This window comes from Candidatus Spyradosoma sp. SGI.093 (genome assembly GCF_050314555.1).
Classification (GTDB): domain Bacteria; phylum Verrucomicrobiota; class Verrucomicrobiia; order Opitutales; family UBA953; genus Spyradosoma.
In genome coordinates, this window is sequence record NZ_JBNPNH010000004.1 from 153,881 (window position 1) to 166,001 (window position 12,121).

Below are 12,121 nucleotides of genomic sequence, written 5' to 3' on the forward strand. Positions count from 1 at the left end.
TGAAGCGTTCCCGCGCGCCCTGTTTCATTGTGGAAAAATCTCCCGCCGTCCCCGCCTTTCGCCCATGCCTTCCGTGAACCCCGAGGAACAGCCCGTGCTTCCGCCGCCCGCCGTCGCCGACGCGACCGCGACCCGCGACGCGCATTTCATCCTGGGAAGGCTCGTCCGCCGCCCCGCGCGCCGACTCGGCGAAAAGCCCGACGGGAACGCCTCCGAAGGGCGCCCGCGCGCGCGTTCCCGCGCGTTCGGCGTCGGCTTCGTCGTCTCCGCCGCGCTGCACGTCGCGCTGATCCTGCTTTCGATTTTCGTAATCACGAAACGGATACGCGACGTTCCCGAAGAGACGCCGGCCGCCTTCGTCACCGGCGCGGGAGGCGGGAACGCCGGCGACCCGCGGAACACGGCGGGCCGCATTCTGAAGAAGCCGAAGCTCGCGGTGAAGCCCCCGCGCATCGCGTCGAAATCCGCGCACGCCGCGATCGCGCTCCCGCCGATCGAGATGAAGCTGCCGGAGCTTTCCGCGTCGCGCTTCGGCGGCGATTTTTCGTCCGGGCTCGGCGACGGCGGCGCGGGAGGATTCGGCGGCGGTTCCGGCGGAGGCGTCGGCGCGGGAACGGGACTCGGCCTCGGCGCCGGGAAGAACTTCGTCGCGAAGTTCGCGCCGAAAAAAGTGCTGGGCGCGACGATGCGCGCGGAAAAGGTCGCCGTCTATCTCGACTGCTCCGGAAGCATGCTCCCGTTCCTGCCGCGCGTGCGCAGGGAGATTTACGAAAATTATCCCGACGCGGACATCTTCGAGTTCGACGGCGCGGGAACGCTCGTCGTCGACGGCGAGATCGTCGGCGGGCGCAACGGCAAAGGCAAAAGCCCGAAACCGCGCGTCGGCATACGGCTCGACGGCACGGACAAGACGAAGCTTTCGAACGACGGCAAACGTATCCACAAAAAACATGCGGAAGGTTTCGAACAGGGCTCGCTCGGCGCGTGGCTCGACGTGATGCTCGAAGAAAAATACGACGCGCTCGCCGTCTTTTCGGATTTCTTCGACGGGCTGCGCCAATACGACGAGCACGGCAAGACGTTCTTCGCGGACTCCGCCTATCGCCCGACGAAGACCGACGCCCGCAAGGCGCGCGACCTGCGCTGGGAGAGCCGCTGGCACGCGACGCTGAAGCGCCGCCGCGGCACGCCGCGCATTTACCTCTTTTCCATCGGCGCGGATCCGCAGCGCTTTCTCATGGAATGCGTGACGCTTTCCGACGGCGAAATCTCCGACGTGCGAAACCTGCGCGCGGAAGTCACCGGCGAAAAGCCTGCGGGCAAAAACTCGCGTTCCCGCGCGCCGAAACGCTCCGCGAAAGACGCCCCCGCCGACGACGAGTGAACGCGCGTTCCCGCGACAAAAAAAGCGTCCCCGCGCCTCACCGCGCGGGAACGCCAACACACACTATGAAAAAAGTCGAGGAGTCGAAAAAGGTTTAAAAGGTCGAGGAGTAATTACTTTTAACCTCCTGAACTTTATTTTCTCCGGCGGCGACGCGTTCCCGCCAGCGCGAGCGCGCCCAAGCCCGCCAGCAACCCGAACGCCGACGGCTCGGGAATCCCTGAGACGAGATAAAGCGCCTTATTTTTGTAAACCAACGCAGCCTGTCCTTCAGAAAGCACCGTCCCGCTTTCGACCAGCCCCAACGACGTGTCATATCCGTCAACGGTCAGAGTAACGCTCGTGGCATCGCTCAAATTCCAAATTCCATATTGATTTTCTGTTGAAAGCAGAAGGCGTTCTGCTCCGGCGGTAATTCCGGAAGCCACGATGTTGATACTCCCGTCAACGTCTTTCACCGAAGCCCCAAAATTCAATTTACTTTTTGCCGTAATCGAACCGGATGTTCCGAAGTCCAATGTAAACGATGTTGGGGCTGCACTTCCGACATCAAAAGAATCCAAGTAGATTGCAGAACTGATTCCAAAAGCTACCGAAGTCGCAGCGGACATAGCGATGGTCGGATCAAAACGGAGAGAAAAATCCGTATTTCCGACCGTTTGCATCGCAGTCTTATAACTGTCGACGGAGGAATTCGCATCAGCCCAAGTGCTCGTAGTAAGAGTCTTGCCGTCGTCGCGGGTCGCATTCTCCGTATAATCGTAAAAGAGCGTCGAGTAGCCCCATTGGCTGGCACTAAAGATATCGCTCCCGGCACCCGTATCTCCGTAATAAACGAGAGTTCCGGCCGCGCTCGCGCAGAGCGTTCCCGCGGCGAAGAGAGAGGTAATTGCGATGATGTTTTTCATAAGTGGGAAAAACAGTAATGCCCCCCCCCCCGTATGTCAAACATCGAGATGTGAATTTTCTTTGGGGAGAAAACTTTTCCCGCTTCGTCCATGCGGCGGGAACGCGCGTTCCGGAAAAAATCCGTGCGCGTCCGTGTCTATCCGTGGTCAAAATCGCTTTCGCGGATTTCCAGGACTTTCCTTAACTTCCTTTAACTTCGCGGTTAAAAAACCGTTCCCGCGCCCCGCGACGAAGACGCGGACGTCTTCGCCCCCAAGCGTTCCCGCGAGCGAGTCCGCATGAAATGCGGAACAAAAATAACCCCATGCGGCTCCGCCGCTTGGGGCAGCGTCCGCAAAAGAACATGCGCTTGAAAAGCGCAACTGCCCCGCGGGAACGCCGTGCCGTAAGACGACGAACGCGTCGGGCAGTTGCGCCTTTCAGGCGCGGGGCATATGCGGAGCCTTCCCCCAAGCGCGCGCTTCGCGGCGCGCATGGGGTTACCTTTGTTTCGCCCCGATGGGGCTTTGGGGGCGAAGGCATTCCTGCTTTCGTTCCCGAGGCGTCCGATTTCCCGCGGACGCATTTCCGCCGCGCGCGTTCCCGCGGCGTCCGGGCGTTTTTCACGTGAGGACGATGGTGTCTTCGGGGAAGCGCGCGCCCGTCGGGCGGCGGCGGCGCCAGAACGACGCGAGGAAGACGAGCACGCCGATTCGCCCGACGAACATCGCGAACGTCAGCAGCAGCTTCGCTTCCGTGCACAGCTTCGGCGTCACGTCGCAGGAAAGCCCGACGGTCGCGACCGCGGAAACCGCCTCGAAGATCAGGAATTCGGCGTCGAGCTCCGGATGGAGCATGCAGAGCGCGATGGCGACCGCGGCGAAAAGCAGTCCGGAGAGGAGCACGACGACGAGCGCCTGATTGGCGACGTCGCTGTCGAGCCGGCGGCGGAAGATCTCCAGGTCGCGGTTGCCGGAAAGGAACTGGCGCAGCGCGAGCACGGCGACGGCGAACGTCGTCACCTTGATCCCGCCGGCGGTGGAGAAAGGCGCGCCGCCGATGAACATCAGCACCATCATGACGAGCAGCGTTCCCGTCGGGAGCAGCGCGGGATCGCCGATGTCGAATCCCGCCGTGCGCGTCGTCGCGGACAGGAAGAAGGCGCGCATGAAGCCGATGCCGCCGCCCGCGCGGTGCGCCGTCAGCAGCAGCAGGACGACGCCCGCCGCCAGCAGCGCGGCGCTCGTGCAGATCACGATCTTCGTGTGCGTCGAAAGCCTGACGGGCGGCTCGGCGTTCAGCTTGCGGGAAAAGCGGCGCCGCAGCGAATCGCAGGCGACCAGGAAGAAGTTTTTCCAGACGGGGAAGCCGATGCCGCCGATCACCGAAAGCGAGATGATGCCGCCCAAAAAGACCGTGCAGTCGGGCACGCCGGGCGTCGCCAGCCCGTTCGGCAGCGTCGAAAAACCCGCGTTGCAGAACGCCATGACCGAGTGGAACACCGAAAAGAAGATCGGATCCGCGACCGCCCCCTGCGCGAACGAAAAGTAGATCCACGCCGCGCCGACGGCCTCGACGGACAGCGTGAAGCCGACGAGCACGCCGAGCACCAGCCCGATCTGCGTCATGTTCTCTTCGCTGAAAAGGTCCTGAAACGCGAAGCGGTTGCGGATGGAAAGCCCGCCCGCGAAGAAGTAGGCGAAGAAATACGTAATCGCCATCACGCCCAGGCCGCCCAGCTGCGCGAGCGCGAGAATGATGCACTGCCCGAAGCCCGTCAGCGTTTCCGGCAGGCTCGCCACGGGAACGAGCCCCGTGACGCAGACCGCGCTCGTCGCGAAGAAAAGCGCGTCGGTGAAGGCGATGCCCGAAACCGTCGCGCGCGGCGTCATCAGCAGCAGCGTTCCCGCGGCGATCAGCGCGGCGAAGCTGAGCATGAAGACGCGCCCCGGCGTCAGGTTCTGAGTCGGCACGAAATTTCTGCGGAAACGCAGCGCGCGGATGCACGCCGTCAGCGCCGGCGGGAGCGCCGTCGCGCAGTGAAAAAACGCCCAGGTTCCCGCCGACCAGTTCCAGGGCCAGCCCGGAGCAAAAAAAAGAAACGCCGCGCCCGCGCAGGGGATCGCCAGCGTCAGCAGCGTCTCGGGAACGCAGCGGCGGACGTATTCGGAGACGGATTCCTCCAGCAGGAAGACCCGCCAGACTTCCGAAACGAAGAAGGCGAGCGCGGCGGCGGCGACGGCGAGCCCCGTGAGCGCGAGCCGCGTCGCGTCCGACTGCCAGCCCGCGACGAAGATCACGTCCGCGGCGCACGCAACCGCGCAGACGAACGCCGCCGCGTTGAACCACATCGCCGCGCGCGCGCGTCGCCTGCGCACGATTTCCGGATACGCTTTCATAAAAAATCAGGAGCTTCGGACTTTACGCGAAGCCGCGGGAAAAGACAAACGCGCAAACGCGCGCGGAGCCCGAATCCGAAAAACCCGAAAGCGCACTTCCGGGCAGGAAATGCGCTTTCGGGAAAAAGAAGCGGAAAAGCCTCAGCGGGCGCGACGGCGCGCGAACTTGTTCTGGAACTTTTCGACGCGGCCCGCCGTGTCGACGAAGCGCTTTTCGCCCGTGTAGGCGGGGTGCGAGTCGGCCGTGACGTCGCGCGGGATCACGAAGTATTCTTCGCCGTCCACCGTGATCTTTTCCTTGGAGGAGAGCGTGGACTTCGTCAGAAACTGGCGTCCGGAAGAAACGTCGCGGAAGCAGACGTTGTTGACTGTGGGATGGATGTCTTTTTTCACGGTAAGATTTTCCTGAATGAAACGGTTTGACGAAACGCGACGAATCAGCCCTGGCGCGCCTTGTAGCGCGGGTGGGTCTTGTTGATGACGTAAATGCGGCCCTTGCGTCGAACGACCTGGCAGTTCGGATGGCGCAGCTTCAGATTTTTAAGCGAAGATGAAACTTTCATGATTTGTCTGGAAAATTGTTGAAAGGCAAAAAAACCTTTATTCGGCGAAACTGTCAACAGTCTTTTTTCGGCTTGCGGGCGGGCGGCGGGAACGCGCTTAATGGGCGGACCGTGGAAACGCCTTCGCCCATCTCCCTTTTCGCGCCCGCGAAAATCAATCTCATGCTCGCCGTCACGGGAACGCGCCCGGACGGCTTTCACGCGCTCGTCTCGCTCGTCGCGCCGATTTCGCTCGGCGACTCGCTCGAAGCGGCGGACGCGGCGGCGGATTCGCTCGCGTGCGACGCGCCCGGCGTGCCGACGGACTCGAGCAACCTCGTCCTGCGCGCGACCGAGCTCTTCCGTACGCGCGTTCCCGCGTGCGCGCCCGTCGCGTGGCGGCTCGAAAAACGCGTGCCGCACGGCGCGGGGCTCGGCGGCGGGAGCTCCGACGCGGCGGCGGCGCTGCGCCTGCTGAACGCGCGCTGCGGGAACGCGCTCGCGGAGGCGGAACTGCGCGAGCTCGCCGCTCGGCTCGGCTCGGACGTCCCGCTTTTCCTGAGCGGCGTTCCCGTCGTCATGCGCGGGCGCGGCGAACGCGTCGAGGCGCTCCCGCCCGCCGCCGCCGCGAATCTGCGCGGGCGCCGCTTTCTGCTCTTCAAGCCCGCGTTCGGCGTCTCGACGGCAGAAGCCTACGGCGCGATGAAGCGGAACGCGCCGCGCGACTACGTCTCCGAGGCGGAGGCGGAAGCGCGCCTGCGCGCCTGGACCGACGCGCCGGAAAGCGCGCCGCTCCCGCTCTTCAACAACATGGAGCGCGCCGTCTTCCGCAAGCATCTCGCCCTGCCCGCCCTCTTCGAGATTCTGCGGGAACGCTGCGGACTCGAAGCGCACATGAGCGGCAGCGGCAGCGCGTGCTTCGCGGAAATCTCCGACGCGACGGACGTTCCCGCCGCCGCGCGCGTCGTGCGCGAATGCTGGGGCGAAACCGCCTTCGTGCGGGAAATCTCCCTGCGGACGCGCGCGGACTGAGCGCGCGGAGACGCGCTCACGCGACGAGCTTGGCGCGGATCAGCCCGCGCACGACGTCGGCGAGCGAAGCGTCTTCGAGACGCTCGACGATCTCCTCCATGAAGCCGTGGACGAGCAGCGTGCGCGCCTCCTCCGGCGGCAGGCCGCGCTGGAGCAGATAAAACAGCTGCTCGGGATCGATCGTGCCCGTCGTCGCGCCGTGAGAGCAGCGGACGTCGTTCGCGTCGATTTCGAGCCCCGGCAGCGAATGCGCCTCCGCGTCTTCGGAAAGAATCAGATTGCGGCAGGACTGCACGGCGTCCGTGCCCTGCGCGATTTTGTCGACGACGATGTTCCCGCCGAAAATCGTGCGCGCGCGGTCGAGCAGCGCGTTCTTGAAGAGCAGACGCGAGGTCGCGCCCGGCGCGAGGTGCCGCTGAATCGTGCGCTGGTCGATTTCCTGATCGGCGCTCGCGACCGCGAGCGAGAAACTCTCCGCGTTCGCGCCGCGCCCTTCGAGCCGGAGCTCCGTCGTCGCGCGCGCGTGCGCCGCGCCGAGATTGATCGCGACGCCGCGGACGTTCGCGTTCTCGCGCGCGTGCGTCCATTCCATGTGGTGGAAGCGCGCGGCGGCGTCGAGCACCTGGACGCTCCTGCGCGCGACGTCCGCGCCCGCCTTCGCGAAGATTTCCGTGCGCGAGACGACGAGCCCGCCGACGTCCGCGTCCGCCGACAGATAAAAATCCGCGACGCGCGCCGACACGTTTTCCTCCGCGACGACGAGCGCGTACGGGAACGTCGCGCCGCGTTTCGCGACCGACCAGTTGTAGACCGCGAACGGCTTTTCGATCTTCGCGCCCGCAGGAACGCGCAGCAGATACGCGCCGCCGAACGCGTAGGCGCGGTGCAGCGCGGCGAATTTTTCCGAGCACACGCCGCCGCCGGAAGCGAAGACGCAGTCCCGGACTTCCTCGATCGCCTCCGGCGCGAGCCGCGAAAACGGCGCGAACGTCACGCCCGCGCGCGCGGCCTCGTCGGACAGCGAGCACGCGACGAGCCGGTCGTCCGCGAAGACGAGCGTTCCCGCGGTCTCGGCGATCTTGTCCGAGCGCGCGACGAGCGCGGCGGCGGCCTCGGCGGAGACGTCGCCGGGGAGCGAAAACCCGTCGAACGACACGTCGGAAAGCCTCGCGAAACGCCATTCCTCCATCGTGCGGTTCGGCATGGGAAGCGCGCTGAAATCCGCCCACGAGCACTCGCGCGCGCCCGCGAAGACGTCGCTTTTCCCGCGCTCGGCGAGCGCCGCGCGGAACGTGTTTTCGTCCGAAATGCTGTTTGAGATATTCATGGTGTTCACGCGACGGAGCCTTCCATTTCCATTTCGATGAGGCGCTTGAGCTCGACGGAGTATTCCATCGGGAATTCCTTGACGAGGTCGTTCACGAAGCCGTTGACGGCGAGGCTCATCGCCTCCGCCTCCGTCAGCCCGCGCTGGCGCATGTAGAAGATCTGCTCGGCGGAGATTTTGGAGACGCTCGCCTCGTGCTGCGTCTGCGAGGCGTTCCCGCGCACCGTGATCGCCGGATACGTTCCCGTGGCGGAATTTTCGTTGATGAGCAGCGTGTGGCACTCGCTGTTGTTTTTGCAGCCCTTGAGATGCTTCGGGATCGAGACGAGCCCGCGGTAGTTCGCGCGGCCCTCGCCCGTGGAGACGGATTTGGAGATGATGTTCGACGTCGTGCCGTCCGCGAGGTGAATCATCTTCGCGCCCGTGTCCTGCACCTGGCCCGTGTGCGCGAGCGCGATGGAGAGCACTTCGCCGCGCGCGCGCGCGCCCTTGAGAATCACGCCCGGGTACTTCATCGTGAGGCGCGAGCCGATGTTGCAGTCCACCCAGCGGATTTCCGCGTCCTCCATCGCCAGACCGCGCTGCGTGACGAGGTTGTAGATGTTCGACGCCCAGTTCTGCACGGTGACGTACTGGATCTTCGCGCCCTTGAGCGCGACGAGCTCGACGACGCCCGAGTGCAGCGTCGCCGTGTCGAAGCGCGGCGCCGTGCAGCCTTCCATGTAAACGAGCTCCGCGCCCTCGTCGGCGATGATCAGCGTGCGCTCGAACTGCCCGAAATTCTCCGCGTTGATGCGGAAATACGCCTGCAGCGGCTGCGCGACCTTCACGCCCTTGGGCACGTAAACGAACGAGCCGCCGGAAAAGCACGCGCCGTTGAGCGCGGAAAACTTGCTGTCCGCCGTCGGGATCACCTTGCCGAACCACGGGCGGAAAATGTCCGCGTATTTCGTCAGCCCTTCGAGCGGCCCGACGAAGACGACGCCCTGCTTTTCGAGGTCGCTCTTGAGCCGCGAATACGCGGATTCGGAGTCGAACTGCGCGTCCACGCCCGCGAGAAACTTGCGCTCCTGCTCGGGCACGCCGAGGCGCTCGAACGTGCTCTTCACGTCGTCGGGAACGTCGTCCCACGAGCTCGCGCCCGCCTTGCTCTTGGCGAGGTAATAGCGGATCTTGTCGAAATCCACGCCCGCGATCTCCTTCGGCGCCCAGTGCGTCGGCATCGGTTTTTCGCGGAAGATCCCGAGCGCTTTTTTGCGGAAGGCGCGGATCCAGTCGGGCTCGCCCTTGGCGTCGGAAATGTAGTCGATGACGCGCTCGCTCAGGCCCAGCCCGGCGTCCAGCGCGTAATCCTGCGCGACGGAAAAATCTCCCGCCGAACGGTCGATGTTGATGGCGTCGGGCGCCTTTTTTCCGGAAGTTTCGCTCATAAAAAATTTAACGGGAAAAGCTATTGCGTTCCCGCCGCCTCCGCAAGCGCGAACGCGCGTTCCCGCGGACGCGAACTTTCCCGCGGATTCCACGGATTTCCGCGGATTTTTCGGAACCGCAAAGTCAAAGAAAGTTAAAGAAAGTTTTAAAGGGGGCGGCATGGCTCCACGCTTCGCTTGCCTGACGTTTCCTCGAAATCCGCCTGCGCAAACTTCCCTTTAAACTTTAACCCTTAAGCTTTAAGCTTTCTTCTCGGGGCTGAATCAATCCCTTGAAATCCCCGAAATCCCTGTTCGTTTTCGCGTTCCCGCGCTTGAAAACGCGGCGGCGGCGCGCTTATTATCGCCGCAGCAATTTTAACCGCCGACCGAAAGAACGCCTTGAGATACTACATCGCAGACTGCCATTTTTTTCACCGCTCGCTCAACGACCGCATGGACTGCCGCGGCTTCGAGAGCGCCGAGGCGATGAACGAATACATGATCGCGAAATGGAACGCCAAAGTGCGCCCGAACGACGAGGTCGTCGTGCTCGGCGATTTTTCCTACGGCACCGCCGAAGAGACCGACGCCGTGCTGAAGCGGCTCAAAGGGCGGCTCTACCTCGTCGAAGGCAATCACGACGCGCCGTCCGCGAAGAACCCGCGCTTCGTCTGGGTGCTCCCGTACAAGGAGCTCCACGACAACGGCCGCAAGGTCGTCCTCTCGCACTACCCGATCATGTGCTACAACGGGCAGTACCGGATTTCCGCCTCGGGCAAGCCGCGCGCCTACATGCTCTACGGGCACGTGCACGATTCGTTCGACCAGCGGCTGCTGGAGAAATTTCAGGCGATCACGCGCGCGACGAAGCGCGAGATCTACGGGCACGAGGAACCGGTGCCGATCCCGTGCAACATGATCAACTGCTTCTGCAAATACTCGGACTACACGCCGCTCTCGCTCGACGAGTGGATCGAGAACGACCTCGCCCGCCGCGCCGCCGCGTCTCCGGAAGCGTGAACGGCGGGCGCGCGCCGCGACTCTTACGGCTTGTCCGCGGAGGAGAAAGACTGTAAAATCGCCGCCATTACAAACCGAGAGAGCTTATTCCGTCAGATGAGTCTTCACGCAAGCAGCGCGATCGCGCGTTCCCGCGCGGAGTTTCGCCGCGAAATCTTCCGCGGCGGCGTCCGCGCGCGCCCGCGTCCCGGAAAGGAGGCGTCGTGCTGAAGTCCGCCCGCGTCGGCGAGTGGCGCGTGCTCTGCGAAGCGGAGCGCGCGGAAGCGCTCCTGCGCCTTTTCGAGCGGCTGGTCGCCGACGACTGGACGGGCGTCGAGCGCCTCGAATTCGCCTCGACGACGGGGCGCGTCTTCAAGATCCGCACGGCGGCGGGAACGTTCGTCTTCAAGCACGAGCGGCGGGAACACCATTCGGCGGACCACCGCTGGCAGTCGTTCTTCTTCGGCTCGAACACGCGCCGGCTGATCCGGGCGCTGGACCGCGCGGGCGCTCGGAATTTCCCGGCGGCGGAAGTCTTTCTCGCCGCGGACCGCTACCGCTTCGGCTCGGTCGTCGAATCCTACCTGCTCGCGGAATTCGTCGAGGGCGAGACGCTCGGACGCGTTCCCGGCTACCGCGAAAAATACGGCGCGGAGGTCGCGGCGCTGCTCGCCCGCCTGCACGCGGCGGGGCTGGTGCACGGCGACGTGCACGAGCGCAATTTCGTGCTCGGCGCGGCGGGAACGCCCTACGCCGGCAGAGTCGTCGGCATCGATCTTTCCGGCAAGCGCGCGACGCGCTACACGCGCGCGGAAGACCGCATCCGCCTGCGCCGCACGTTCGGCGTGGAAAATCCGGTGCGCGACCTCGGCGCGCGCGTCTTCGAGCTGCGCGTGCGTCTGCGCAACTTCTTCCGACGCCTGCGCGGCCGCGCGGAAATCAACGCCGAACTGCTGCTGCCGGCGGAAGGCGGAAAGAAAGGATCCCCGCAATGAAGATCGCGATGGGCATTTTCCGCTGGTTCCCGTACGGCGGCCTGCAGAAGGACTTCCTGCGCATGGCGGAGCTGCTCGCCGAGCGCGGGCACGTCGTCTTCGCCTACTGCGGGAACGGCTCCGAGGACATTCCCGCCGACGCGCGCGGCATCCGCTGGACGCGCCTCGCGACGCCGGGGTTGACGAATCACGCGCGCGCCAGGGCGTTCGAAAGCCGCTTCGCCGCCGCCTGCCGGCGGGAACGCTTCGACTGCGTCGTGGGCTTCAACAAGATGGCGGGGCTGGATTTTTACTTCGCGGGCGACACCTGTCTCGCCGAGCGCACGCGCGCGCGCCGCTGCGGCTCCCTGCTGCGGCTGCTCCCGCGCTACGCGACGTTCCTTTCGCTCGAGCGCGCGGTGTTCTCGCCGGGCTCGGCGACGAAGATCTTCACGATCGCCGACCGCCAGCGGCAGAGCTACGAGCGCTGCTGGGGCACGCCGCGGGAACGCTTCGTCTCCGTGCCCTTCGGCATGGACGCGCGCTGCGGCAACGTCAGGAATCCGGCGGCGGCGCGGGAACGCAAGCGGCGGGAGCTCGGGCTCGCGCCGGGCGATTTCGCGGTCGCGCTCGTCGGCTCGGACTTCAAGCGCAAGGGCGCGGCGCGCGCGATCGCGGCGGTCGCGGCGCTGCCGGAAACGCTTTATGCGCGGACGAAGCTTTTTCTCGTCGGCGCCTCGGACGCGGAGAAGTTCAACGCGTTCGCGGCGGAGCTGGGCGCGCGCGACGCCGTGCGCGTGCTGGGCGAACGCGACGACGTTCCCGAGCTGATGTGCGCCGCGGATTTGCTCGTCCACCCCGCGCTCGAAGAGGCGGGCGGGAGCGTCCTGCTCGAAGCCGCCGTCTCGGGCCTGCCCGTGGTGTGCACGGACGTGTGCGGCTTCGCGCCGAAGATCGCGCAATGGGCGGGCGGCACGGTGCTGCCCTCGCCGTTCCGGCAGACGGAGCTGAATTTCGCGCTCGAGCGCGCGGTCGCCGAATTCGCCGCCGCGGGCGAGGCGCGCCGCTTCCCGCCGCCCGCGCTGCAGCGGCTGACGCGCGAGGAGGCGCTCGTCGAATGCGTGGAACGCTTCTGCGCGGAAAGGCAAAAACGCTGAGCGTTCC

11 protein-coding genes are annotated in these 12,121 nt (G+C 65.1%); 5 read left to right on the plus strand and 6 right to left on the minus strand.

The window, feature by feature from the left end:
* Nucleotides 1-64: 64 nt before the first annotated feature.
* Nucleotides 65-1,384 (plus strand): hypothetical protein, encoded by a 1,320-nt coding sequence (locus ACQREB_RS05800; protein ID WP_427766418.1) that lies wholly within the window; start codon nt 65-67, stop codon nt 1,382-1,384.
* 134 nt (nt 1,385-1,518) lie between these two features.
* Here ACQREB_RS05800 and ACQREB_RS05805 read toward each other — a convergent pair whose 3' ends face one another.
* From ACQREB_RS05805 to ykgO, 4 genes are all read right to left on the minus strand, one after another.
* Nucleotides 1,519-2,292: a PEP-CTERM sorting domain-containing protein gene (locus tag ACQREB_RS05805; RefSeq protein WP_427766421.1), complete on the minus strand. Its 774-nt coding sequence runs from the start codon at nt 2,290-2,292 to the stop codon at nt 1,519-1,521.
* Nucleotides 2,293-2,895: 603 nt separating this feature from the next.
* Entirely contained in the window at nt 2,896-4,671 is a 1,776-nt protein-coding gene (locus tag ACQREB_RS05810; RefSeq protein WP_427766422.1) for a TrkH family potassium uptake protein, read from the minus strand.
* A 141-nt stretch (nt 4,672-4,812) separates the two neighbouring features.
* Nucleotides 4,813-5,064 carry a type B 50S ribosomal protein L31 gene (locus ACQREB_RS05815; RefSeq protein ID WP_427766425.1) on the minus strand — a complete coding sequence of 84 codons (252 nt, stop codon included), beginning with the start codon at nt 5,062-5,064 and terminating at the stop codon, nt 4,813-4,815.
* A 44-nt stretch (nt 5,065-5,108) separates the two neighbouring features.
* Entirely contained in the window at nt 5,109-5,234 is a 126-nt protein-coding gene (ykgO, locus tag ACQREB_RS05820; RefSeq protein ID WP_427766427.1) for a type B 50S ribosomal protein L36, read from the minus strand.
* A 111-nt stretch (nt 5,235-5,345) separates the two neighbouring features.
* Here ykgO and ispE point away from each other — a divergent pair, with 111 nt between their 5' ends.
* Nucleotides 5,346-6,245, plus strand: a complete 900-nt coding sequence (ispE, locus tag ACQREB_RS05825) for a 4-(cytidine 5'-diphospho)-2-C-methyl-D-erythritol kinase (protein WP_427766429.1) — start codon at nt 5,346-5,348, stop codon at nt 6,243-6,245.
* A 16-nt stretch (nt 6,246-6,261) separates the two neighbouring features.
* Here the strand turns inward: ispE and ACQREB_RS05830 are convergent, their stop codons facing one another.
* Nucleotides 6,262-7,572 (minus strand): SufB/SufD family protein, encoded by a 1,311-nt coding sequence (locus tag ACQREB_RS05830; protein WP_427766432.1) that lies wholly within the window; start codon nt 7,570-7,572, stop codon nt 6,262-6,264.
* Nucleotides 7,573-7,577: 5 nt separating this feature from the next.
* Nucleotides 7,578-9,002 (minus strand): Fe-S cluster assembly protein SufB, encoded by a 1,425-nt coding sequence (gene sufB, locus ACQREB_RS05835; protein WP_427766434.1) that lies wholly within the window; start codon nt 9,000-9,002, stop codon nt 7,578-7,580.
* A gap of 381 nt (nt 9,003-9,383) precedes the next feature.
* Here sufB and ACQREB_RS05840 point away from each other — a divergent pair, with 381 nt between their 5' ends.
* The 3 genes from ACQREB_RS05840 (at nt 9,384) to ACQREB_RS05850 (ending at nt 12,114) form a co-directional block, all read left to right on the plus strand.
* Nucleotides 9,384-10,004 carry a metallophosphoesterase family protein gene (locus tag ACQREB_RS05840; RefSeq protein ID WP_427766437.1) on the plus strand — a complete coding sequence of 207 codons (621 nt, stop codon included), beginning with the start codon at nt 9,384-9,386 and terminating at the stop codon, nt 10,002-10,004.
* A gap of 203 nt (nt 10,005-10,207) precedes the next feature.
* Nucleotides 10,208-10,978: a lipopolysaccharide core heptose(II) kinase RfaY gene (locus ACQREB_RS05845; protein WP_427766440.1), complete on the plus strand. Its 771-nt coding sequence runs from the start codon at nt 10,208-10,210 to the stop codon at nt 10,976-10,978.
* A complete protein-coding gene (locus ACQREB_RS05850) occupies nt 10,975-12,114 on the plus strand; it encodes a glycosyltransferase family 4 protein (protein ID WP_427766442.1) in 1,140 nt (379 codons plus the stop codon). Before ACQREB_RS05845 ends, ACQREB_RS05850 begins: the two co-directional genes overlap by 4 nt.
* The last annotated feature ends 7 nt before the right edge of the window (nt 12,115-12,121 follow it).